The organism is Bradyrhizobium sp. 33ap4, assembly GCF_032654765.1.
Taxonomy (GTDB): Bacteria; Pseudomonadota; Alphaproteobacteria; order Rhizobiales; family Xanthobacteraceae; genus Bradyrhizobium; species Bradyrhizobium australafricanum.
The window spans coordinates 1-22,433 of record NZ_JAUMTJ010000036.1; the positions used below are offsets into that span (position 1 = coordinate 1).

At 65.7% G+C, this 22,433-nt stretch carries 25 protein-coding genes; 13 read left to right on the forward strand and 12 right to left on the reverse strand.

The genetic code is table 11. The features are described 5' to 3' along the window. Window positions 1-145: 145 nt before the first annotated feature. The gene (locus Q2M23_RS25985) at window positions 146-679 is read right to left on the reverse strand and encodes a hypothetical protein (RefSeq protein WP_316397519.1); all 534 of its coding nucleotides are present in this window, start codon (window positions 677-679) and stop codon (window positions 146-148) included. Here Q2M23_RS25985 and Q2M23_RS25990 point away from each other — a divergent pair. Further along, on the forward strand, window positions 648-848 hold the full coding sequence (locus Q2M23_RS25990; protein ID WP_316397521.1) for a hypothetical protein: 201 nt from the start codon (window positions 648-650) through the stop codon (window positions 846-848). The genes Q2M23_RS25985 and Q2M23_RS25990 overlap by 32 nt on opposite strands. Before the next feature lie 9 nt (window positions 849-857). Next, window positions 858-1,616, forward strand: a complete 759-nt coding sequence (locus tag Q2M23_RS25995) for a hypothetical protein (RefSeq protein ID WP_316397523.1) — start codon at window positions 858-860, stop codon at window positions 1,614-1,616. Between the two features lie 93 nt (window positions 1,617-1,709). On the opposite strand, the gene Q2M23_RS26000 is transcribed toward Q2M23_RS25995, so the two are convergent. Next, complete coding sequence (locus Q2M23_RS26000) at window positions 1,710-1,856, reverse strand: hypothetical protein (protein ID WP_168858023.1); 147 nt, start codon at window positions 1,854-1,856, stop codon at window positions 1,710-1,712. 369 nt (window positions 1,857-2,225) lie between these two features. Here Q2M23_RS26000 and Q2M23_RS26005 point away from each other — a divergent pair, with 369 nt between their 5' ends. From Q2M23_RS26005 to Q2M23_RS26030, 6 genes are all read left to right on the forward strand, one after another. Further along, the gene (locus tag Q2M23_RS26005) at window positions 2,226-3,143 is read left to right on the forward strand and encodes an ABC transporter permease subunit (protein WP_028339921.1); all 918 of its coding nucleotides are present in this window, start codon (window positions 2,226-2,228) and stop codon (window positions 3,141-3,143) included. 10 nt (window positions 3,144-3,153) lie between these two features. After that, complete coding sequence (livM, locus tag Q2M23_RS26010) at window positions 3,154-4,479, forward strand: high-affinity branched-chain amino acid ABC transporter permease LivM (RefSeq protein WP_316397525.1); 1,326 nt, start codon at window positions 3,154-3,156, stop codon at window positions 4,477-4,479. Further along, on the forward strand, window positions 4,476-5,309 hold the full coding sequence (locus Q2M23_RS26015; RefSeq protein ID WP_316397526.1) for an ABC transporter ATP-binding protein: 834 nt from the start codon (window positions 4,476-4,478) through the stop codon (window positions 5,307-5,309). The genes livM and Q2M23_RS26015 overlap by 4 nt, the downstream gene beginning before the upstream one ends. Then, complete coding sequence (locus tag Q2M23_RS26020) at window positions 5,306-6,055, forward strand: ABC transporter ATP-binding protein (protein WP_018272406.1); 750 nt, start codon at window positions 5,306-5,308, stop codon at window positions 6,053-6,055. Before Q2M23_RS26015 ends, Q2M23_RS26020 begins: the two co-directional genes overlap by 4 nt. 166 nt (window positions 6,056-6,221) lie before the next feature. Then, complete coding sequence (locus Q2M23_RS26025; RefSeq protein ID WP_028339917.1) at window positions 6,222-7,340, forward strand: branched-chain amino acid ABC transporter substrate-binding protein; 1,119 nt, start codon at window positions 6,222-6,224, stop codon at window positions 7,338-7,340. A 177-nt stretch (window positions 7,341-7,517) separates the two neighbouring features. Then, a complete protein-coding gene (locus tag Q2M23_RS26030; protein ID WP_076828508.1) occupies window positions 7,518-8,513 on the forward strand; it encodes a P1 family peptidase in 996 nt (331 codons plus the stop codon). Window positions 8,514-8,671: 158 nt separating this feature from the next. Here Q2M23_RS26030 and Q2M23_RS26035 read toward each other — a convergent pair whose 3' ends face one another. Then, window positions 8,672-9,463, reverse strand: coding sequence for an EF-hand domain-containing protein (locus Q2M23_RS26035; RefSeq protein ID WP_076828506.1), 792 nt, complete (start codon window positions 9,461-9,463; stop codon window positions 8,672-8,674). Window positions 9,464-9,716: 253 nt separating this feature from the next. Between Q2M23_RS26035 and rpe the strand changes: the two genes are divergently transcribed. Further along, window positions 9,717-10,418 (forward strand): ribulose-phosphate 3-epimerase, encoded by a 702-nt coding sequence (gene rpe, locus Q2M23_RS26040; protein ID WP_076828504.1) that lies wholly within the window; start codon window positions 9,717-9,719, stop codon window positions 10,416-10,418. 13 nt (window positions 10,419-10,431) lie between these two features. Here rpe and Q2M23_RS26045 read toward each other — a convergent pair whose 3' ends face one another. The 7 genes from Q2M23_RS26045 to Q2M23_RS26075 form a co-directional block, all read right to left on the reverse strand. Continuing rightward, entirely contained in the window at window positions 10,432-11,910 is a 1,479-nt protein-coding gene (locus Q2M23_RS26045) for a serine/threonine protein kinase (protein ID WP_076828502.1), read from the reverse strand. Between the two features lie 5 nt (window positions 11,911-11,915). Continuing rightward, on the reverse strand, window positions 11,916-12,656 hold the full coding sequence (locus Q2M23_RS26050; protein ID WP_076828500.1) for a metallophosphoesterase family protein: 741 nt from the start codon (window positions 12,654-12,656) through the stop codon (window positions 11,916-11,918). 107 nt (window positions 12,657-12,763) lie between these two features. Then, window positions 12,764-13,357 (reverse strand): TetR family transcriptional regulator, encoded by a 594-nt coding sequence (locus Q2M23_RS26055; protein WP_076828498.1) that lies wholly within the window; start codon window positions 13,355-13,357, stop codon window positions 12,764-12,766. After that, window positions 13,354-13,488: a hypothetical protein gene (locus Q2M23_RS26060; protein ID WP_016843141.1), complete on the reverse strand. Its 135-nt coding sequence runs from the start codon at window positions 13,486-13,488 to the stop codon at window positions 13,354-13,356. The genes Q2M23_RS26055 and Q2M23_RS26060 overlap by 4 nt, the downstream gene beginning before the upstream one ends. 622 nt (window positions 13,489-14,110) lie before the next feature. After that, a complete protein-coding gene (locus Q2M23_RS26065) occupies window positions 14,111-14,719 on the reverse strand; it encodes a hypothetical protein (protein ID WP_016843143.1) in 609 nt (202 codons plus the stop codon). Next, window positions 14,712-15,386 carry a hypothetical protein gene (locus Q2M23_RS26070; RefSeq protein ID WP_026192978.1) on the reverse strand — a complete coding sequence of 225 codons (675 nt, stop codon included), beginning with the start codon at window positions 15,384-15,386 and terminating at the stop codon, window positions 14,712-14,714. The genes Q2M23_RS26065 and Q2M23_RS26070 overlap by 8 nt, the downstream gene beginning before the upstream one ends. Further along, window positions 15,383-16,165, reverse strand: coding sequence for a MotA/TolQ/ExbB proton channel family protein (locus tag Q2M23_RS26075; protein ID WP_316397531.1), 783 nt, complete (start codon window positions 16,163-16,165; stop codon window positions 15,383-15,385). Before Q2M23_RS26075 ends, Q2M23_RS26070 begins: the two co-directional genes overlap by 4 nt. A gap of 244 nt (window positions 16,166-16,409) precedes the next feature. On the opposite strand from Q2M23_RS26075, the gene Q2M23_RS26080 reads away from it, so the two are divergent. From Q2M23_RS26080 to Q2M23_RS26090, 3 genes are all read left to right on the forward strand, one after another. Continuing rightward, window positions 16,410-17,780, forward strand: coding sequence for a histidine kinase (locus Q2M23_RS26080; RefSeq protein ID WP_316397532.1), 1,371 nt, complete (start codon window positions 16,410-16,412; stop codon window positions 17,778-17,780). 1 nt (window position 17,781) lies between these two features. Further along, window positions 17,782-18,450, forward strand: coding sequence for a response regulator transcription factor (locus Q2M23_RS26085; protein ID WP_076828491.1), 669 nt, complete (start codon window positions 17,782-17,784; stop codon window positions 18,448-18,450). A gap of 168 nt (window positions 18,451-18,618) precedes the next feature. After that, window positions 18,619-19,791, forward strand: a complete 1,173-nt coding sequence (locus tag Q2M23_RS26090) for a M20 aminoacylase family protein (protein ID WP_076828489.1) — start codon at window positions 18,619-18,621, stop codon at window positions 19,789-19,791. Window positions 19,792-19,840: 49 nt separating this feature from the next. Here Q2M23_RS26090 and Q2M23_RS26095 read toward each other — a convergent pair whose 3' ends face one another. Further along, window positions 19,841-20,881 carry an agmatine deiminase family protein gene (locus tag Q2M23_RS26095; protein WP_316397533.1) on the reverse strand — a complete coding sequence of 347 codons (1,041 nt, stop codon included), beginning with the start codon at window positions 20,879-20,881 and terminating at the stop codon, window positions 19,841-19,843. Next, window positions 20,878-21,450 carry a cytochrome b gene (locus Q2M23_RS26100; protein WP_316397534.1) on the reverse strand — a complete coding sequence of 191 codons (573 nt, stop codon included), beginning with the start codon at window positions 21,448-21,450 and terminating at the stop codon, window positions 20,878-20,880. The genes Q2M23_RS26095 and Q2M23_RS26100 overlap by 4 nt, the downstream gene beginning before the upstream one ends. A 184-nt stretch (window positions 21,451-21,634) precedes the next feature. Between Q2M23_RS26100 and murI the strand changes: the two genes are divergently transcribed. After that, a complete protein-coding gene (gene murI, locus Q2M23_RS26105) occupies window positions 21,635-22,432 on the forward strand; it encodes a glutamate racemase (protein WP_057018411.1) in 798 nt (265 codons plus the stop codon). Window position 22,433 lies beyond the last annotated feature (1 nt).

The following is a 22,433-nucleotide window of genomic DNA, read 5'->3' on the forward strand; positions in this document are numbered from 1 at the left end:
CGGGGCGCCCTATGATCAACGGCGCCATCCGCTTCCACGCCGCGTCGCTCAATACCAAACGGTCCATCACACCCAAGACGGCCTCCCCAAAAGCAGCCTTGAATCTGATTTGCTCCTAAAAGGGAATCCTTAGAGTCCACACCACCTAGGGCTGCTGAAGGGATAGCTGGCCTGCGGGCGTTTCGGTGGTCGTTGCTGCATTGGCAGACGCTTGAGCTCGCTTCGGCGCAGTCTCGAACAGCATCACGATCGCGGTCCCGAGCAGCATCAGGAGCTCGGCCGCATGCATGCGCATCGCTTCGACCTCGCCGACCTTGGAGGCCATCATCATGCTGGCGAAGCTCAGCACGCTGCCGAGGCAGAGCGCCACCGCCAGCGCCTCGTCGGCGCCGCTGCTGCTCTTGCGCAGCGGTGAGAAGGCGGCCATCGCGAGGAAGACTGCGAAGAACGCCACCACGGTGATCCGCGCCAGCGCGAGCAGCCATGCGAGGCGCACCGTCGCCATCTTGCCGAGGTGCAGATAGTCGCTGGCATAGAACGCGATCGACACGCTCGGCCGCTCATAGAGGCCGTGGATCGGCGACACCATGATGCTGAAGGCGATGATGGTCCAGACCGGAATGAAATAGGCCGCAAGCAGCGCGCCGTTGAAGGAGCTGATCCGCCAGTTGTTCGACATTGCCGCTTCCCGTGCTTCCGGCGCCTTTCAGACCGGCGACGGTTCAGCTTGCGAGCTAACGCCGATCAATTGCCGGCAGCAATTTAAACCCTTTGTTAAGGTTAAGCGCGATGCGACGATTCCGGATCGAGGCCGGGATCTGCGCAAGATCGGCGCCGGCCGGGGATAAAGGGGTAAAATGACCGATAGAACGCGCGTTTTCGTCGCAACGCCCTGCTACGGCGGCGATCTGAAGATGGCCTATGTGTTGTCCGCCCTGAAGCTTCAGGCTGCGGCCACCGCCCGGGGCATCGACATCCAGTTTCATCTGATCGGAAACGAATCGCTGATCGTCCGCGCCCGGAACGAACTGGCCCACCAATTCCTTGCATCCGGCGCCAGCCATCTCCTGTTCATCGATGCCGATATCGGCTTCGAACCCGAGTCCGTGTTCCGGCTGCTGGATTGCGGCACTGATGTTTCGGCCGCGGCCTATCCGCTCAAGCACATCGATTGGGCAAAGGTGCAGCGGGCTGCGGACGCCAAGCGCAAGAACCTCGCGTCATCCTCGCTGGACTATGTCGTCACATGGGAGGGCGACCAGATCACATCTCGCGGCGACGGCTTCGCCAAGGTCCGATATGCCGGAACCGGCTTTCTCATGATGAAGCGATCCGCCCTCGTCAGGCTGTGCGACGCCCATCCCGAACTCAAATATCGGGCGAACCACAAGAGCAACGACTTGAACACCGGCGACCTGGTTCGCGCCGACCTCGACCGCGTCTCGCTGTTCGAATGCATGATCGACAAGACAACCGGCGAGTATCTGTCCGAAGATTACGCGTTCTGCCGGCGCTGGATCGATCTCGGCGGCGAAATCTGGCTCGACCTTCGAAGCGAGCTCACGCATTTCGGTTCGTACGCCTTCCGCGGCCGCTTCGCCGACCAGTTGGCCTGAACAAGACAGCCCAAGCGAAAAGGGTCCAGCCTGAACAAGGGAGGCCTCGCCTTTCGGCGAGGCCTCCCTGCTAGTTCGGCTCAATTGTCCGAATTAGCGCTCCGGATTGGGCTTCTGGCCCTGCCGGCCCTGATCCTGCTGTTGCTGGCCGGGCTTCTGGCCGCCGCCCTGCTGCTGCTGGCCGGGCTTCTGATTGGGGTTCTGGTTCGGCTGTCCCGGATTCTGATTTGGGTTGCTCATTCAGCTACTCCCTTTGCTTTCATCAAGCTGGGGACAACGCGCGCGTCGGAAGCGCGGTTGCTCGGGGAACACGGGTTCCGGCGTGATCATTGCAGGGCAAAGCCATGTCGGCCCTGTGACATCGGAACCGCATCCGCCAAACTAGTTATGTACAAGCCCTTTCTGCTGCTGCCACGCTGTTGCCGCGCCCGGGGTTCCACTGTTAGAAAACGACACGACGCGACGGATCAGGCTGCCGGGGCCCTCGCCGCGTCACCCTCGACGTAGCGTTTTCGAGCGAAGTGGGAACCGGTTCGCGTGAAGAAAGCGCGTCCAGATCAACACGAGAGCCTGGTCGGTTCTCAACCGAACAGGCTCTGACGGCAGCGTATGGATTATTTCGCCCAGCAATTGATCAACGGCCTCGTGCTCGGTTCGATCTACGGCCTGATCGCCATCGGCTACACGATGGTCTACGGCATCGTCGGCATGATCAACTTCGCCCATGGCGACATCTTCATGATCGGCGGCTTCATCGCGCTGATCTCGTTCCTGGTGCTGGTGTCGCTCGGCCTCACCGCGATCCCCCTGATCCTGCTGATCGTGCTGCTAGTCTCGATGGCGATCACGGCGCTCTACGGCTGGACCATCGAGCGCATCGCCTACCGGCCGCTGCGGCATTCGTTCCGCCTGGCGCCGATGCTCTCGGCGATCGGCATGTCATTCGTGCTGACCAATTTCTCACAGGTGTCGCAGGGCGCGCGGGTGAAGCCGGTGCCGCCGATCATCACCGGCGGCTACACGCTGCATGAAGGCTCGTCGGGCTTCGCCGTGCAGCTCTCCAACATCCAGATCATGGTCGTGCTCGCCACCATCGTCGTGCTGGCGCTGTTCACCTGGCTGGTCTCGCGCACCCGGCTCGGACGCGACATGCGCGCCTGCGAGCAGGACCAGACCATGGCCGCGCTGCTCGGCGTCGACGTCGACCGCACCATCTCGATGACCTTCGTGATCGGCGCTGCGCTCGCCGCGGTCGCAGGCATGATGTATCTCTTGTATTACGGCCTGGTCGATTTCTTCATGGGCTTCGTCGCCGGCATCAAGGCGTTCACCGCCGCCGTGCTCGGCGGCATCGGCTCGCTGCCGGGCGCGATGCTCGGCGGACTCGCGATCGGCCTGATCGAGACGTTCTGGTCGGCCTATTTCTCGGTTGAGTACAAGGACGTCGCCGCGTTCTCGATCCTGATCGTGGTGCTGATCTTCATGCCGACCGGCCTGCTCGGCCGTCCCGAAGTCGAAAAAGTCTGACAGGCACTTCGTGAGCGCGACCTCAGCCCGCCCCTCGCACGCCGCGCAGCCCTCGGGCAGCGCCTTCATTCTCAAGAAGGCCCTGATCAGCGCCCTTGTCGCGCTGGTGCTGTTCTCGCTGATGATCGGCGTTCGCACCGAGGCCGGGCCGCAGGGCGGCTTGATCTACTGGACGCGGTTCGGCGACCTCGCAGCCCTTGTCGCTACCGTGTTCGGCGGCAGCATCGTCGTCGAGTTGCTGCGGCAATGGTGGGGACCGGTCGACAAGGACCGCGTCGTGCCGAAGCCGGTGCAATCGGCGATGTCGTTCGCCGGCCGCTGGCTGGCGCCGGCGCTCCTGGTGTTCACCTTCCTCGTGCCTGTCATCTTCTACAACCAGCGCTACATTCTCGACCTGTCGATCCTGGTCCTGACCTATGTGATGCTGGGATGGGGATTGAACGTCGTGGTCGGCCTCGCCGGCCTGCTCGACCTCGGCTATGTCGCGTTCTACGCGGTCGGCGCCTATTCTTATGCGTTGCTTGCGACCAATTTCGGATTGTCGTTCTGGGTCTGCCTGCCGCTTGCCGGCATCCTGGCGGCGTTCTGGGGCGTGCTGCTCGGCTTCCCGGTGCTGCGGCTGCGCGGCGACTATCTTGCGATCGTGACGCTCGCCTTCGGCGAGATCATCCGCCTCGTCATCATCAACTGGCAGAGCCTGACCGGCGGCCCCAACGGCGTCTCGGGAATTCCCCGCCCGACCATGTTCGGCATTCCGCTGACGGCGGGTGACGACGGGCTCGCCGCCAAGCTCGGCATCGAATTCTCGCCGACCCACCGCCTCGTCTTCCTGTTCTATCTGATCCTGGCGATGGCGCTGATCACCAACTGGGTGACGATCCGGCTACGGCGGCTGCCGATCGGCCGCGCCTGGGAAGCGTTGCGCGAGGACGAGGTCGCCTGCCGCGCGCTCGGCATCAACACCACGACCACCAAGCTGACGGCGTTCGCGACCGGCGCGATGTTCGGCGGCCTCGCCGGCGCGTTCTTCGCCACCCGGCAGGGCTTCATCAGCCCGGAATCCTTCACCTTCCAGGAATCGGCGCTGGTGCTGGCGATTGTGGTGCTCGGCGGCATGGGCTCGCAGCTTGGCGTGGCGCTCGCCGCGCTGACCATGATCGGCGGCTTCGAGCTGTTCCGCGGCCTCGATCAATACCGCATGCTGGTGTTCGGCATGGCGATGGTGCTGCTGATGATCTGGCGGCCGCGCGGGCTGATCGGCCATCGCGCGCCGACCGTGTTCCTGGAACGCAACCAGGCGATCTCGTCCGACCTCGTCAAGGAGGGCCACGGATGAGCGGCGACCCCATCCTCACCGTCGACCGCCTGATGATGCGCTTCGGCGGCATCGTCGCGGTCAACGAGCTGTCCTTTGCGGCCGAGCGGCGCAAGATCACCGCGCTGATCGGGCCGAACGGCGCCGGCAAGACCACCGTGTTCAACTGCATCACCGGGTTCTACCGGCCGAGCGGGGGCGCGATGCGCCTCGCCCATGACGACGGCCGCACCATCCAGCTCGAGCGGCTGAACGATTTCCGCATCTCCAAGCAGGCCAAGGTGGCGCGCACCTTCCAGAACATCCGGCTGTTTCCCGGCATGACCGCGCTGGAAAATCTGATGGTCGCCCAGCACAACGCGCTGATGCGCGCCTCGGGCCTGACCCTGCTCGGGCTGCTCGGCCTGCCGTCCTGGCGCGAGGCCGAGCAGCGCGCCATCGATCTGGCGCGGACCTGGCTCGCGCGCGTCGGCCTGCTCGACCGCGCCGACGATGCCGCGGGAAATCTGCCCTATGGCGACCAGCGCAGGCTCGAGATCGCGCGCGCGATGTGCACTGAACCGGTGCTGCTCTGTCTCGACGAGCCGGCGGCCGGTCTGAACGCGCGCGAGAGCGGCGGGCTCAACGAGCTGCTGCTGTCGATCCGCAACGAACAGGGCACCTCGATCCTCCTGATCGAGCACGACATGTCGGTCGTGATGGAGATCTCCGATCACGTCGTGGTCATGGATTACGGCGTCAAGATCGCCGAAGGCACGCCGCAGACGGTGCGCGACGACCCCAAGGTGATCGCCGCCTATCTCGGCGCCGACGAGGAAGAGGCGATCGCCGTGATGGAGAGCGGCACGTGAGCGCGGCACAGGCAACGACACCCCTGCTCGCGGTGCGCGGCGTGCGCGCGGCGTATGGCAAGATCGAGGCGCTGAAGGGCGTCGATATCGAGATCAATCGCGGGGAGATCGTCGCCCTGATCGGCGCCAACGGCGCCGGCAAGTCGACGCTGATGATGACGATCTTCGGCAGGCCGCGCGCCCGCGCCGGCGCCATCGAGTTCGACGGCCGTGACATCACCGGCGTGCCGACCCACGAGATCGCGCGGCTGCGCATCGCACAATCGCCGGAGGGCCGGCGGATCTTTCCGCGCATGAGCGTCGCGGAAAACCTGCAGATGGGCGCCGATGCCACCGAATGCAGCGAGGCCGAGCGCGCAGCCGGGCTGGAGCGGGTGTTCGCGCTGTTCCCGCGCCTGAAGGAACGCGTCGCACAACGCGGCGGCACGCTGTCGGGCGGCGAGCAGCAGATGCTGGCGATCGGCCGCGCCCTGATGAGCCGGCCGCGGCTGTTGATGCTGGACGAGCCCTCGCTCGGGCTCGCGCCGCTGATCGCGCGGCAGATCTTCGACGCCATCCGCACGCTGAACCGGCAGGACGGCCTCACCGTGCTGATCGTGGAGCAGAACGCCAATCATGCGCTGAAGCTCGCCCATCGCGGCTATGTCATGGTCAACGGGCTGATCACGCTGGCCGGAACCGGCGCCGAATTGCTGCAGCGCCCGGAAATCCGCGCCGCCTATCTGGAAGGCGGCCGCCGCGGCTAGCTTGACGTTCCGTGCCGTCCCCGCAAGCAAGACGCGGCGGATGCAGTGTCGATTTGCCTGAAAATTGCCGGTGACTTCGCCGCGAAATCAGCTGAGAATGCCCGCGGTTTTGGGGCCCGGCGTGCCGGGCCCTTCCGCAAGAGGCAACGACCACGAGGGACGTCTCATGAAATCACTGAAGCTGATCGGCCTGGCACTTGGCGCTTCGTTCGCATTATCGGCGAGCGCGTTCGCGCAAGACATCACCATCGCCGTCGCGGGCCCGATGACGGGCTCCGAATCCGCTTTCGGCCGGCAGATGAAGAACGGCGCCGAGCAGGCGGTCGCCGACATCAACGCCGCCGGCGGCGTGCTCGGCAAGAAGCTCGCGCTGGAAGCCGACGACGACGCCTGCGATCCGAAGCAGGCGCGCTCGATCGCGGAAAAGATCGGCTCTTCGAAGATCCCGTTCGTGGCCGGCCATTTCTGCTCGTCGTCCTCGATCCCGGCCTCCGAGGCCTATGCCGACGCCAACGTGCTGCAGATCACCCCGGCCTCGACCAACCCGCTGTTCACCGAGCGCAAGCTCTGGAACGTGGCGCGCGTCTGCGGCCGTGACGACCAGCAGGGCCTGGTCGCAGCCGACTACATCATGAAGAATTACAAGGGCAAGAACGTCGCGATCCTGAACGACAAGACCACCTACGGCAAAGGCCTCGCCGACGAGACCAAGAAGGCGCTGAACAAGGCCGGCTTCCAGGAGAAGATGTTCGAGTCCTACAACAAGGGCGACAAGGACTTCAACTCGATCGTCTCGCGCCTGAAGCGCGACAACATCGATCTGGTCTATGTCGGCGGCTACCATCAGGAAGCCGGCCTGATCCTGCGCCAGATGCGCGACCAGGGCCTGCAGACCGTGCTGATGGCCGGCGATGCCATGAACGACAAGGAATTCGCCTCGATCACCGGCCCCGCCGCCGAAGGCACGCTGTTCACCTTCGGCCCCGACCCGCGCAACAAGCCGACCGCGAAGGCGATCGTCGAGAAGTTCAAGGCCAAGAACATCGACCCCGAGGGCTACACGCTTTACACCTACGCCGCGATGCAGGTCTGGACGCAGGCCGTCGCCAAGGCCGGTTCGACCGACGCCAAGAAGGTGATGGACACCATCAAGGCCGGCGAGTGGGACACCGTGCTCGGCAAGATGGCCTTCGACGCCAAGGGCGACATCAAGGCGATCGATTACGTCGTCTACAAGTGGGACGCCAAGGGCAACTACACCGAGATCAATCCGAAGGGCTCCTGAGCCTCTCTCGCGTCTGATCCAATCAGAGTACGAGAACGCCCCGGTCCGCCGGGGCGTTTTCTTGACCTGTTGCCTGCAAGTCTTACCGCAGGTGCCTGCCCGCCCATGCCCGACGGTTGATGCATCCGTTGCGGCTGCTATACCGGATCGATCGGACAGCAGGCGGATGGACCCATCGTGAAAAACCTTCTCACCGATATTGCCGGCGTTGCCGTCGGCCATGCCGACGATCCCACGGTCGCCTCCGGTGTCACCGCCATCCTGTTCGAGCGGCCGGCGGTCGCCTCGATCGATGTCCGCGGTGGCGGTCCCGGGACCCGCGAGGAAGCGCTGCTTTCGCCGCACAACGTCGTCGAGGCGATCGACGCCATCGCGCTGTCCGGCGGCTCGGCGCACGGGCTCGATGCCGCCGGCGGCGTGCAGGCCTGGCTCGCCGAGCGCGGCCGCGGCTTCCGTATCCGCGACGCGGTGATCCCGATCGTGCCGGGCGCGATCTGCTTCGACCTGCTCAACGGCGGCAACAAGGCGTGGGGACGCTTTCCGCCCTATCGCGACCTCGGCTACGCGGCGGCCAATGCCGCCTCCGATGACTTCGAGCTCGGCAGCGTCGGCGCCGGCATGGGCGCGACCACGGCCAACCTGAAGGGCGGCCTCGGCTCGGCGTCCGACATGACCGACGACGGCGTGACGGTCGCGGCGCTCGCGGTGGTCAACGCGGTCGGCAGCGTCACGGTCGGCAGCGGCCCCTGGTTCTGGGCGGCGCCGTTCGAGGTCGGCGGTGAATTCGGCGGGCGCGGCCTGCCGCCCTCGTTCACGCCGGACATGCTAAAGGCGCGGCTGAAGGGCGGCGCCGACGCGCGCGCCGTCGAGAACACCACCCTCGTCGTCGTGGTGACCGATGCGCAGTTGACGAAGCCGCAGGCACGGCGGCTTGCGATGATCGCGCAGACCGGCATGGCGCGCGCGATCTATCCGGTGCACGCCCCGCTCGACGGCGACGTGGTGTTTGCCGCCGCGACCGGCGCCAGGCCGATCGATCCGCTGTTCGGCCTCACCAGGCTCGGTGCGCTCGCCGCCAACACGGTGGCGCGCGCCATCGCCCGCGGCGTCCATTCAGCGGCCGCGCTGCCATTCGCCGGCGCGCTACCGAGCTGGCGGGACAGATTCGGTTAGATCATCGCGCTTCTGGCTCTGCCGTCATTGCGAGCGAAGCGAAGCAATCCATCTGTCCGCACATGTGGACAGATGGATTGCTTCGTCGCTCCAGCGCAAAATTGCTTTGCAATTTTGTCGCCGAGCTCCTCGCAATGACGGAAATTACCAGTCTCGTCTTAAGCGCTGACCGAAATCGCAGCGAAGTCCTGCGCCGAGATCGCCTTCGCCTGGCGCTGGATCAGCTGCTCGACGATATTGTAGGACGAAGCCGCGTTGAGGGTCGCGGAGGATGTGGCCGGCGTCGTCATAGCCACCTTCGAGCCGTCGGCATAGGTCGTCGTCGTGGTGGTCGAGCCGTCGCTGTTGGTCACCGACGTCGAGGTCGCGCCGTCCAGCGCCTGCATCAAGGGATCGGAGCTCGATCCGCCCGCGCCGCTGCTGGATTCGTCGGTCGAGCCACTGGCCATGTGATGGCGATGATGGCCACCGCCCTTGTGGCCCTGCAAGGCCTGGGACATCTCGTCGAGGCTGACGTTACCGTCGCCATTGCTGTCGAGCTTGGAGAACACGTCGTCGGCCTGCGCCGTATTGGTGCCGCCGGCGCCGAGCGCGTTCTCGAATTCCGACTGGGTGATCTTGCCGTTGCCGTCGGCATCGATCTGCGAGAACAGGTCCTTGAGCGCATCCGAGCGGCTGGCCGCCGTCGGGCTGTTTGAAACCGCGGTCTGGGACTGGCTTTGCGCGGAAATCAGCGCGCCCATCGTCAGCGGCGAAATCTGCGGAGAGCCGCTGCCCGAGCCGGTACCGGTGCTGCTGCCGGCCGACGTCGATGTACCGGTCGAAGGGGCGAACAGGCCGGTGGTCTGATTCCCCTGACCAGAGCTGCCGGTCTTGGTCGTCGACTTCGACGACATCAGCGAGCTCAAGAGGTCAATGGCCGACGACGCAGCGCCAAGGGCGAACAGCATGGCAATACTCCAACAGGGCCGCGCCTGGCGGCTCAAACGCTGGTCAATGGCTGAGCAAAGGGCGTGCCATGGCAAAAACCCAGCAAAACCAGGCGTTCCCGCATCGAAGCGGGTTCCGCGCACCCGGCAAGAGCTGCCGCCGGCGGAAGAATTTTCCGGTCGCAGAGCGCCGTCCGCTCGTCATTGCCCGCCACGCGTCCGCATGTTAGGCGGACTCACCCGTCGCCCCCTGAAGTGTTCCGGAACAGCTGACATGACTCAGTCATTCACCCCGCGTCCCCTCGTTATCGCTCCGTCGATCCTGGCGTCGGATTTCTCAAAGCTCGGCGAGGAGGTCCGCGCCGTCGACCAGGCCGGCGCCGACTGGATCCATCTCGACGTGATGGACGGACACTTTGTGCCGAACATTTCCTATGGCCCCGACGTCATCAAGGCGATGCGGCCGCACACCAAAAAGATCTTCGACGCCCATCTGATGATCTCGCCCTGCGATCCCTACCTGGAGGCGTTCGCCAAGGCGGGCTGCGACCATATCACGGTGCATGCCGAGGCCGGCCCGCATTTGCACCGCTCGCTGCAGGCGATCCGCGCGCTCGGCAAGAAGGCCGGCGTCTCGCTCAATCCGGCAACGCCGGCGAGCGCGATCGAATATGTGCTCGACCTGATCGACCTCGTGCTGGTCATGTCGGTCAATCCCGGCTTCGGCGGCCAGGCCTTCATCCGCTCGGCGATCGGCAAAATCAGCGATGTCAGGGCGATGATCGCGGGCCGGCCGATCGACATCGAGGTCGACGGCGGCGTTGCACCCGACGTCGCGGGCCAGCTCGCGGCCGCCGGCGCCAACGCCTTTGTCGCGGGGTCCGCCGTGTTCAAGGGCGGCACGGTCGAGGCTTACAAGACCAACATCGCCGCGATCCGCCATGCGGCGGCCGAAGCTCGCGGCGAGGCGATCTGACGATCCGGGGAAACTAGAACAGTGCGGGCGGCGTGGCCGCGGCATTCGCCGCTTGCTCCGCCGCCTCATCGCTCTCGCCGTCGTCCGCTTGCGACGCCAGCCGCGACGGCCGCACCACGGTCACCGTGCACGGCGCTTCCCCCGCGACCCTGGCGGACACGCTGCCGAGCAGCGCGCGCCGCAGCGAGTTCTGCCGCGCGCCGATGATGATGTGGTCGACCAGGTTGACCGCGGCGAACTCGAGGATCGCGGCCGCCGGATCGATCGCCTCCAGCACATGCACGGTCAACCGCCCTTCCTCGAGCCCGAACGGCCGCGCCCAGTGCTGCAGCGCCACCAGGCGGTCGACATGCTTGTTCTGGCCCTGCTCGTCATGGGTGCGGTCGATCGCCAGGCGATTGAGCTTCAGCACATTCACGCAGGCGAGCCGCGCCGAGGGCGAGGTCGACAGCACCCGCTCGGCGGTGACGCGGATGGTGTCGTTCAGCGCCTCGGCACCCTCGCCGATATCGAGCGCGACGGCCACGATCGGGCTCGAGGCGAGCTGGGCCGCGACATCGGACTTCGGCCGCGGCGGCACCGCGCCGAGATTGAAGCGGCGGCGCCAGACCGTGCTGAGCGGATCGCGGCGCAGCCGCTGCGCCCGCGCCGTCAGCTTCACCTGATCGGGATGGCCGAGATCGAAGGCAAGCTGCGCCGCGGTCGGATAGCGCGCGGCGGGGTCGATCTCCAGGCAGCGCAGCACGATTTCCTGCAGCCAAGGCGGATAGTCGGGCTTCAGCTCGCGCGGCGGATAGGGATCGCGCCACAGCCGCCGGCGCATGCCGCGCAGGCTTTCGGTCTCGCCGAAGGGGCGGACGCCGGTGGTGAAGAAGTAGAGCAGCACGCCGAGCGAAAACAGATCGCTGCGCGGATCGTCGCGGACGCCGAGCAAGCGCTCCGGCGCCATGTAGGGCGCGGTGCCGTAAGGCAGCCGAAACTCCTCCTGCAACAGGTCGGGCAGATGCCGGTGATGCGAGAGGCCGAAATCGATCAGCACCGCCTCGCCGCGCTCGCGGAACATGATGCTGCTCGGCTTGATGTCGTGATGGATGACGTTCTGCCGGTGCAGGCTGGCGAGCGCGGTGGCGACCTTGCCGCCGATCACCCTCACCTCCTCATACGGCATCGGCAGCTCGCCGAGCCGCTTGTAGAGCGTCTGACCGGGGATGCGCTCCATCACCACATAGGCCTGGCGTTCGAAGTCGCCGGTGCCGAAACAGGCCGGCACGTGCGGCCCCGACAGCCGCGGCAGGATCATCTGCTCCATCTCGAAGCTGACGATCGCGGCCGGATCCTCGCCCTCCGAGGTGAGCGGCACCTTCATCAGCAGCGGCACGGTGATGCCGGGATGGGTGACGCTCCACAGCGTCGCCATGCCGCCGCGGTGCACGCGTTCGCCGATGGTGAAGCCATCGATCTCGGCGCCCGCCTGCATCGCCAGCGCCGCCATCGGCGTCACCGGCCGAGCGGCAGGCGGTCGGCGAGCCAGTGCGGCAGGCCGTTCGCCTTGATCCGCGCCGCCGCGGTTGCGACGTCGTAGGGCACGCGATGAAAGGTGATCTCGCGGCTTATGGTATCGAACATCGCAAACGACGCCGCGGGATCGCCGTCGCGCGGCTGGCCGACCGAGCCGAGCACCGCAAGCCAGCGCCGCCCCGGCAGCAACTGAACGGCGATGCCCGAAGTCGGAACGAAGCTCGTCATCTTGGCGGTCGAGGACATCGAATAGAGGCCGGGACGATGGATGTGGCCGCAGAACGTGATCTGCAGCTCGGTGGCCATCATGCTGCGCGCGGCGTCCGCGGTGTCGCGCACGTAGCGCCATTTCGCGGGCTCCGAAGCTTCGGAGTGCACGTAGAGCCGATTGTCCTCCTCCCGCGACATCGGAAGCTCGGCAAGGAACGCCTTCTGCTCGCCGCTGAGCCGGCCGCGGGTCCAGTCGATCGCAGCCTGCGCCTCGGCATTCATGCTGTCGCTCGGCACGCCGATCGCATTGTCATGATTGCCGCGCACCGCGATCGCGCCCTTGGCGACGAGGTCCATCACCGTGTCGACGGCCCATTCGGGATCGGCACCGTAGCCGACGATATCGCCGAGGCAGATCAGCCGCTCGGCGCCGCGCGCATGCGCAGCGTCGAGGCAGGCGGCGAAGGCCTGCCGGTTGGCGTGAATATCGGCAAACAGTGCAAGCCGCATCGTGGTCCGCGTTGCTGATCCCTATCCGATATCAAGCACATGCGGCCCCGGGCTCGCAATCGGGCCAAAGGCATCAGGTGGTCAGGGGATGTCGGCAGAAAGCTCAGCTAGGGCTTGCAGACCCGCAGGCCCTTCAGCAGCAGGGCCAGCAGCGCATCGATCCGCCCCGGGCATTCCGGCTTGGCCCATTCCTCAGCATGCGCCGGGTGATGGTAGCGGACGGTGGCGTCGAACACGGCACGGGCGGTCGCCTTCACATTGTCGATCTCGAACACGCCCTGCGCGACACCGTCGGAGAGGATTTTCGCGATCAGGTCGACCTGCTTGTCCTTGTAGGCTTCCACCACCTCGCGCGCGTCCTGCGCCAGCGCCAGGTAGGTCGCGAACATCTCGGGATCGTCGCAGACCTTCTTCTGCTTGATCGTGAAGGCGGTGCGCAACCATTGCTCCAGCCGCTCCGGCGCCGGGCCTTCGCCGGCTGCGATCTTGCACAGCGGCTCGTTGGCGCGGTCGAGCCAGCGCTTGGCGACGGCATCGCGCAGCGAGGCTTTGCTGGGGAAGTGACGGTAGACGCTGCCGTGGCTGACATCCAGCGCACGGGCAACGTCGACAACGGTGGCCTTGGTCAACCCGAAGCGCCTCAAGACATCCTCAGTTGCCTCAAGGATCCGCTCGGGTGTCAAAACCACCGCCTCGTTCATGCGTTTACCGTCTGGTTATCGCTGTCCTGCCCGCGGGTGAACTTGGCGGCCTGGGCGGCCAAGTGGCGAGCGACGCGAAGATTGAGCCACTGTTGAATCTGGGCGGTCAATTGAAAGATTTCTATGGTCATGGAGGTAGTCCTTCGAGGTAGTCAAATTAAGTCCGGCTCCCCGGCCAAACGCCGGAACAGCCACTGGGCGCCCTCCTCCCTTGGGCTGATAAATATATACACCATCCCGCTGACAGATTTCAATATCTGTCAGACAATATTTTGTGAAATGACAGCCGGGTCCGCGGGAAAGGCCCACCCCTGGCTTACGGGCGCTACAACGTTCCGTGAGCAGCCGGGCGATCTGCCAATCCGCGCCTATGTCTCGCTCGGGGCTACCCGGGAGAGACTTGCATGGACCGGCCAATGACCTTGAAGGAGATCGCCAAGATCACCGCGGGCGCGGTGGTCTCGCTCGTCATTGTCGGGTGGCTGATGGTGCTTGCGATCGCATTCCTGACGGTGCTGTGAGCCCGCCTCGCCGCGCCGGCCCCTCACCGTACATTGCTGCCGGAATCGAAAGGGGCCGCTTCACGCAGCGGCCCCTTTGCCGGGAAAATCGCTTCGGGATGAAATCTAGCCCCGGTTAGCCCCAAGACTACACACTTCAGGGAATTGAGGAATTCCGGATGATTACTGTCCATCCCGCTGACTGATTATTGCCGATCCCTATTTTTGTGCCACCTTCTGGATAGGCATCCTGCTATTGCTGCTCGTCCTTGGGCGGCATCCGGGGCGGCGGCAATGGCGTGAACACCGACCCTTGCGCGCCGGCCGGCGGGGCCACGAACGTCCCCGTCGTGGAATCGCCGCCTGTCGTCTCCACGATCGTCTTCGGCGTGATGTACTCCCTGACGAAGTCCATGATGGTGCCGTCGCCACCGCCGAAATCCGCCGCCCGCCCGCCCTGCGGATGCCCGGCCTTGATCTCGTTCTCGGCGGTGTGTGTCTGCTCCGCCAACGCCTCGCTATAGGGAATGCGGAAAGCGCGCGGGATCGCGCTCGGCCGGTTGTCCTCGTCAAGCTCCTCGACCCAGAGATAGATCGAGCCCGGGTCGCCCTCGAGCGAATGCGGCTCCACGATTCGCGTCGACAGCAGCTTGAAATTCGCCGGCAATTTTTCCGCGGACGCCCAGCCGAGCAGACCGCGCATGCCGCCGAAGCTGACGAAATAGAACGCGCTGGTCACGACGATGACGACAGCTTTCAGCGACCAGTGCAGCCGCGCATAGACCAGCACGATCAAGAGCAGCGCACCAACCACCGCGTATGCGACCGCAAGCGTGAGGATCACCGACTGCAGACTAATCACGGCGGAGCACCCTGACGCCGGTTTTCGGATCCATGTCGGCGCCGTTGCGCCAGCTGCTGCGGAAGGTCTCGAGCAGCGATTTCGGCCGCCGGTCCACGTTGATCACCTTGCCCTCGGCGTCGAGACGAAACCTGACCGCGGTCTTCTCGTCGCCGGTGTGATCGACGGTCAGCTTGTCGTCGAAGATCACCTGCGCCGTCGGATTGAGCTTCTGCACCTTCACATTGGCCTGCACCGGCTCGCCGGTCGTGGCCTGGAAATGCGAGACGTTGACGGTGTATTCGCCGGCGACGATGCCGCGCAGCGTGACGATCTCCTCGCGGATCGGAGAGGCGATCTTCTTGCCATTGACGATGATGAAGTCGTTGGCGCCGCCGCGGTCGTCGCGATCGAGCGTCAGGAATCCGGCCTCGCGATGCCGGTACCAGGCGATGTTGCCGGCCGGATCCTGCACGAACAGGTCGAGATCGTCAGGATGGTTGTCCGGCCAGTCCATCGTGATGATGAACTCCGCCTTGGATTCGATCTTGCCTTCCTTGGAATCCGGCGACACCGCAAGCAGCGCCAGGAAGAACAGGAAAGCGATGACCTGCAGCGCCTTGAACAACATCACGCCGAGCGGATCGAACGGCTCCTCACGCGGATAGAGCCCGAACTCATCCATCATGACGGCGTACCGAGGCGACGTTCCAGGGCCGGCGTGACGTGCGTCTCAGTCAGCACGACGGCGTCGGAAAACACCCGCTGGGTCGCGGAATCGAGCATGTAATACTGGATCCGGACCAGGATCGATCCGATCAGCCCGGCCAGCGTCGTGTACATCGCGACCGCCATGCCGTCGCTCATCAGGCCCATCGACGATTTCATCGCGACCTTGTCGGCGGCATCCAGCGAAGCGATCGGCGCCAGCATGATTATGAAGCCGATGATGGTGCCGAGCAGGCCGAGTTTCATCAGCGTGTCGGAGACGAAGGCGCCGAAGCCGTTGGACCCGCGCAGCCGGTCCGCCAGCGTCCGCAGCAGCAGGGTCTGGTCGATGCGGCCTTTCGCCTGCGCCTCGGCCTTCTGCACCAGGCTCTTGATGTGATCGGTGACGAGCCCGCCGGGCAGGCCGCGCGCATCTGATGCAAGCGCCCCTGATGCAAGGATCTTGGCGCCATCGGGCGCGGCGAGGATGGTGCGGCAAGAGCGCGCCACCTCGCCTTCCCGCGCGATCGCCCGTGTCCGCCAGAAGCAATGGATGCAGGTGACGATGTAGAGGACGGCGATGACGCTCGAAATGTAGGTGCGGTCGGAACTGATCATGAGGCGGATCAGCCCGTAGCGCCACAGCAGGAAGGCGGCGAACACCGAAAGGCCGGTGAAGATCATCCAGAGCAGCAGGGCGCTGCGCTCCGCCGCGTCCGTGGCGGCCGATGCGGCCGCGACGTCGACCTTGGCATCCATGCTGCGTGAGCTCCCTGTGTTCCATGAGGCTCAGCGAGGGCCTCACTGTCCGTTAGAGCAGAGCCGGCCTGCGCCGTCCAAAGACATCTGCCCAGATTTCGTCGGGCAAATTTCCCGACCTGCACAGCTTCGCATGCTTGCGATTGGCGGGGAACAGCGGTGCTGTTAGCATCGCTTCTGTCGTTTGAGCATGACCAGCCGCTTCTCTGCTGTCCGGATCGTGCTCTGGCCGTGGAGTGATCGCATGCGCCTCGTGCTTCAACTGGTCGCCCGCCTGCTCGTGATCGTCGCGCTATGCCTCGGCGCAGCCACCGTCTGGGCCACGATCGACGCCTATCGCAGCGTCGATCGCGCCACGCAGGCGTCCTCCGAGCGGGTCTCGCAATCGCTCGAGGCGCTGTACTGGCGCGAATTGCTGCTGCGCAGCAACCGGATGCGCGAGCAATTGCTGCCGGCACCGGACTGGCGCACCATCGAAACCATGGGCCTGATCGCGCCCGGGATCTGCGTGCAGTTCGAACCGGCCGGCGCCTTCGAGAAGCCGCTCTGCGGCCAGAGCAAGGGGATCGGCAAGGCGCCGCCACGCTGGTTCGCGGCCACCGTGCAGATGATACTCGGCGATCACGCCACCGTGGAGCGGCCGATCAGCGCCCGCGCCGCGACCGCGGGAACCGTCCGCGCCATCGCCGATCCGGACGCCGCGATCGCGCTCGCCTGGCAGCACATCCTCGACAACATCCATGTCGCGCTGTTGATGGCCCTCGCCATCGCGCTGCTCGCTTCGCTTGCGATCGCGCACACGCTGGCGCCCGCCCACTCGATCGTGTCCGCGCTGCGGCGGATGGCCGACGGCGAGTACCGTACGCCGCTGCCGCGCGTCCGCTCGATGGAGCTCGCGATGATCGGGCGCGCCGTCAGCGATCTCGGCGACCGCCTCGCGCTTGCCGAGGAGGAACGCACGGTGCTGACCAGGCGGCTGCTCGAAATCCGCAACGACGAACGCCGCACGCTGGCGCGCGAGCTGCACGATGAGTTCGGCCAGAATCTCACCGCGATCCTCGCCTTCGCCAACACGATCGAGGCAAGCGCCGGAGACAAGTACGCCGCCGGCACCGAAATTGCACAGGATGCACGGATGATCTCGCAGGCGACGCGCCGCATCATGGCGTGCCTGCGCGATACACTGAACCGGCTGCGCCATCCGCCGGCCGAAGAGCTCGGGCTGGAGGCAAGCCTCGTCGATCTCGTCGACAGCTGGCGGTCGCGCACGGCGCAGCCGATGATCCAGCTCGATCTGCAGGGCGACCTTGCCGACATCAGCGGCACGGTCGCCGCCACCGCCTATCGCGTCGCGCAGGAATGCCTGACCAATGCGCTGCGCCACAGCTCGGCGCGCGAGATCGTGCTGCGGATCGAGCGGCGCACCGGAAGCGAGAACGCCCTGCTGGTGCGCGTCGAGGACGACGGCGGCGGCGATGCGGCCAAGGTGGCGCAATCCGCGGGCTTCGGCCTCACCGGCGTCAGCGAACGCGTCACAGCCCTCGGCGGCTCGCTGTCGATCGCGCGCGCCAGCCGCGGCCTGTCGGTCGCCGCCACGATCCCGCTCGCCGCCTGAGATGACAACCGTGACGACGACAACGGCGAAGATTCGGGGCATCTCGATCCTGCTGGTGGACGATCATCCGGTGGTCCGCCAGGGCTATCGGCGCGTGCTCGAGCATCAGGACGATTTCCACGTGGTCGCCGAAGCCGACAACGCCGCCAGTGCCTATCGCGCGTTCAAGTCGCACCAGCCGGACGTGGTGGTGATGGATATCTCGATGCCGGGTGCCAGCGGGCTGGAGGCGATCCGCAACATCCGCGCGCGCGACCCTGACGCGCGCATCCTCGTCTTCAGCATGCATAGCGAGGCGGCCCAGGTGAAAGCGGCATTCGGCTCCGGCGCCAGTGGCTTCGTCACCAAGGGCAGCGAACCGGCCGAGCTGATCGCGGCGATCCGCTCGGTGGCGCGCGGCGAGCATGCGATGAGCGACGACGTCGCCCGCGTGCTGGCGATGGAAAGCCTGGTGCCGACCCGATCGGCGCTCGACCAGCTCGGCGAGCGCGAGATCGAAATCCTCCGGCAGCTGGCCGCCGGCAGCACCAAGGAGCAGATCGCCGCCAACCTCAACCTCAGCACCAAGACCGTGCAGAACTATCACTACCTCATCAAGGCCAAGACCGGCATGCGGACCGACGCCCAGCTGGTCCGCCTCGCCGTCGAATGCGGGCTGGCGAATTTGTAGCCCGCTCCCGTAGCCCGGGTGAGCGCAGCGACACCCGGGGCTGGTTGTGCATATCCCCGGATATCGCTTGCGCTCATCCGGGATACTGACGCCATTCCCGCGTGACAAGTCGGCGGGTTACGCTACGCTGACCCGCCCACCAAAGTTCACAAGAAACGGACGCTCCCCATGCCCATCGTCAATCGCGTTGCCGCCCTCTCGGATGAAATGGCCGCCTGGCGCCATGACTTCCATGAGAATCCCGAACTGCTCTACGAAGTCCACCGCACCGCCGGCATCGTCGCCGACAGACTGCGCGAGTTCGGCTGCGACGAGGTGGTGACGGGGATCGGGCGCACCGGCGTGGTCGGCGTGATCCGCGGCCGCAAGTCCACTTCGGGAAAGACCATCGGCCTGCGCGCCGACATGGACGCGCTGCCGATCGCGGAGGCCTCGGGCGTCGCCTACGCCTCGAAGATTCCCGGCAAGATGCACGCGTGCGGCCATGACGGCCACACCGCAATGCTGCTCGGCGCCGCCAAATATCTCACCGAGACGCGCAATTTCGACGGCACCGCGGTCGTGATCTTCCAGCCCGCCGAGGAAGGCGGCGCCGGCGGCAAGGCGATGGTCGACGACGGGCTGATGACCCGGTGGGGCATCCAGGAGGTCTACGGCCTGCACAACATGCCCGGCCTGCCCGAGGGTTACTTCGCGACGACGCCGGGCCCGATGCTGGCCTCGTCAGACACGTTGAAGATCGTGGTCCACGGCAAGGGCGGCCACGCCGGCGCCGCCCCGCACGAGGCGGTCGACAGCGTGCTGATCGGCGCCCAGATCATCAATGCGTTGCAGTCGATCGTATCGCGCAATGTCGACCCGCTGAAATCGGCGGTCATCTCGATCACCATGTTCGAGGCCGGCACCGCGTTCAACGTGATCCCGGAGACCGTGACGCTGGGCGGCACCGTGCGCACGCTCGATCCCGGTGTGCGCGACCTGGTCGAGCGCCGGATCGGCGAGGTCGCCTCCAGCATCGCCAAGGCCTATGGCGGCTCGGCCGAGACGGATTATGGACGCATGTATCCGGTGACGTTGAACCACGCGCGCGAGGCCGGCGTCGCCGCCGAGGTCGCCCGCGATGTGGTCGGCGCCGACCGCGTCAACGACAATCTGGTGCCGGTGATGGGCGCCGAGGATTTCGCCTTCATGCTGGAAGCGCGACCCGGCGCGTTCGTCTTCCTCGGCATGGGCGACGGTCCGATGTGCCACCACCCCGCCTACAAGTTCAACGACAACATCCTCGGCCACGGCGCCTCCTACTGGGTGCGGCTGGTCGAGAAGCAGATGCCGGCGGGCTAGCGCTGCAGCCACGGCCCGGTCGCTCGCTTCGCGACCGGGCCGCCAGCTTTCACAAGCGCGGCTGCTGCTGCGTCACGCAGTGGATGCCGCCGCCACCGGCGGCGATGCCGTCGATATCGAGCTGGATGATTTCCCGGTCGGGGTACAGGTCGCGCAGCTTGTCGCGCGCGTTGCGGTCCGCTGCCGCATCACCGAATTCCGGCGCGATCACGGCACCGTTGCAAACGTAGAAATTGATGTAGCCGGCGGCGAAGCCGTCGTCGTTTCCGTACTTTGGACGGACCGTCGACGGTCCCTGCAACTCCACGACCTTCAGGTGTCGACCTCTTGCGTCTGTCGACTTGGGCAGGATTGCCAGGTGTTCTCTCGTCACCTCGTAATCGTCGAACGACGTATCCATCTCCAGGCCCGCGACAACGACGCCCGGGCTGGTGAAGCGCGCGTAGAAATCGGTATGGCCGTCGGTAATGTCGTCTTTGTTGTGACAGCCGGGTAGCCAGATGATCTCCTGCAGCCCGAGCAGGCGGAAGAGTTCAGCCTCGCATTCATCCTTCGTCAAACCAGGATTGCGATTGTCGTTGAGAACACAGCTTTTGGTGATGATCGCTGTCCCCTCGCCGTCGACTTCGATGCCGCCGCCCTCCAGCTTCGGGCCGGCCTTGATGAACTCAGCTTGCGCAAGCTCGGCCACACGTTCCGCGATCTTGGCATCATGCGCATGCCTTTGTTTCCCGCCCCAGCCGTTGAAGTTGAAGCCGACGGCTCCGAGTTGCCCTGACGGGTTCGTTACAAAGACCGGTCCGGTGTCCCTGATCCAGATGTCGTCGAGCGGTTGAACAACGAGGTTCACCCGAGGGCCGCATAGCCGCGCGGCAATATCGTAGTCTTCCTTGCGCACCAGCATGTTAACGGGCTCATGAGCCGCGATCTCCTTCGCGACCAGGGCGAGGTTTTCCCTGACCACCGGAAGCAGCCGCTGCTTGCGCCAGATCTTAGTGTCGTGCGCGAACGCCATCCAGGTGGCGACATGCAAAGCGCTCTCGTCCGGCATCCGCCAGCGGCGGCCAGCGTCCGGTGCGGAGTTTCTCATGTGGACAAACCGGCTTGGTCCGCCGCGCCCGTCCCCACCATCCGGGCGGCGACACGGTCGCGCTTGACGAAGTGGTGGAAGGTGACCGCGGCGAGGTGCAGCACGATCAGCGCCAGCAGCACATAGGCGAAGAAGATGTGGCGATCCTCATAGGCATCCGCCGCCGCCTTGTCGGGCGAGGTGATCTGGGGAATGTGAAACAGGCCGAAGAAGTTCGAATAATCCTGGGCGCGGGCGCCGGAATGCGCCCAGCCCAGCATCGCAACCAGGATGGTGACGGCGTAGAGCGCGCCGTGGCTGACCCGGGCGGCGATCCGCTGCCAGGAGGGCATCTCGGCCGGCAGCGCCGGCGTCGGGTTGACGCCGCGCCAGACCAGCCGCAGCACGGTGAGCAGCAGCACCAGGTAGCCGATATCGGCGTGGATCGAGCGGTAGAAGAACTTGTCCGCCCGCGCCGGGACGTGGTTCATCCACCAGCCATAGGCCAGCATGCCAATGATGGCGATGCCGAGCACCCAGTGGAACGCGCGGGCGAGCGAGCCCCAGCTCGCGGCGGTATTGCGGATCATGTCGCGTGGCCCCCTTGCGGCCGCATTTTTGGATTTCACACGTCGCAGCAATAGTTTGCCGTGATACTTGCAGCTATCGGTCAAGGCCATGTGAAATTCCCGGCTTCACCGCCTTTTGTCGGCCGAAGCGGCCGGATAGCCAAAAACAACTGAATGGTAACCCTGCTTCGGATAGAGTTTTCGCGTGTCCACTCCCCCGACCATCCTTGTGTTCGATTCCGGTCTCGGCGGCCTCACCGTGCTGCGCGAGATCGTCCGCGCCCGGCCCGACGCGCATTACGTCTATGTCGCCGACGACGCCTTTTTCCCCTATGGCCACCACGGCGAGGACGAGATCATCGCCCGTGTGGTGCCGCTGGTCGGTGAGCTGATCGCGGCCCACGCGCCCGACCTCGTCGTGATCGCCTGCAATACGGCATCCACCCTGGTCATGTCGCATCTGCGCGACGCCTATCCTTTGCCCTTCGTCGGCACCGTGCCGGCGATCAAGCCGGCCTGCGCCTCGTCGAAAACGAAGCGCGTGTCGGTGCTCGGCACAAGGGGCACCGTGAAGCGCGAATATACCCGCAAGCTGATCTCGGACTTTGCGCAGGGCTGCGAGGTGACGCTGGTCGGCTCCGGCGAGCTCGCCTCGTTGGCGGAGGCCGCCCTCAGCGGCGCGAGCGTGCGTGACGAGGATATCGCGGCCGAGCTCGCGCCCTGCTTCGTCGGCGATGGCGCCCACGACCCCACCCGCACCGACACCGTCGTGCTCGCCTGCACGCATTATCCGCTGCTGCTGGAACGCCTCAGGAGGCTCGCGCCCTGGCCGGTCGACTGGATCGATCCGGCGCCGGCGATCGCACGCCGCGTCGCCGACCTGCTCGGCCCTGCCGGCCACGAGAGCGACCAGGCCGGCGCCGAGATGATCTTCACCTCAAAGCGCCCGCACGCGCTGACGGAAGCCTTGACGCCATTCTTCGGCGGCCGCGTCCCGGCCTGAT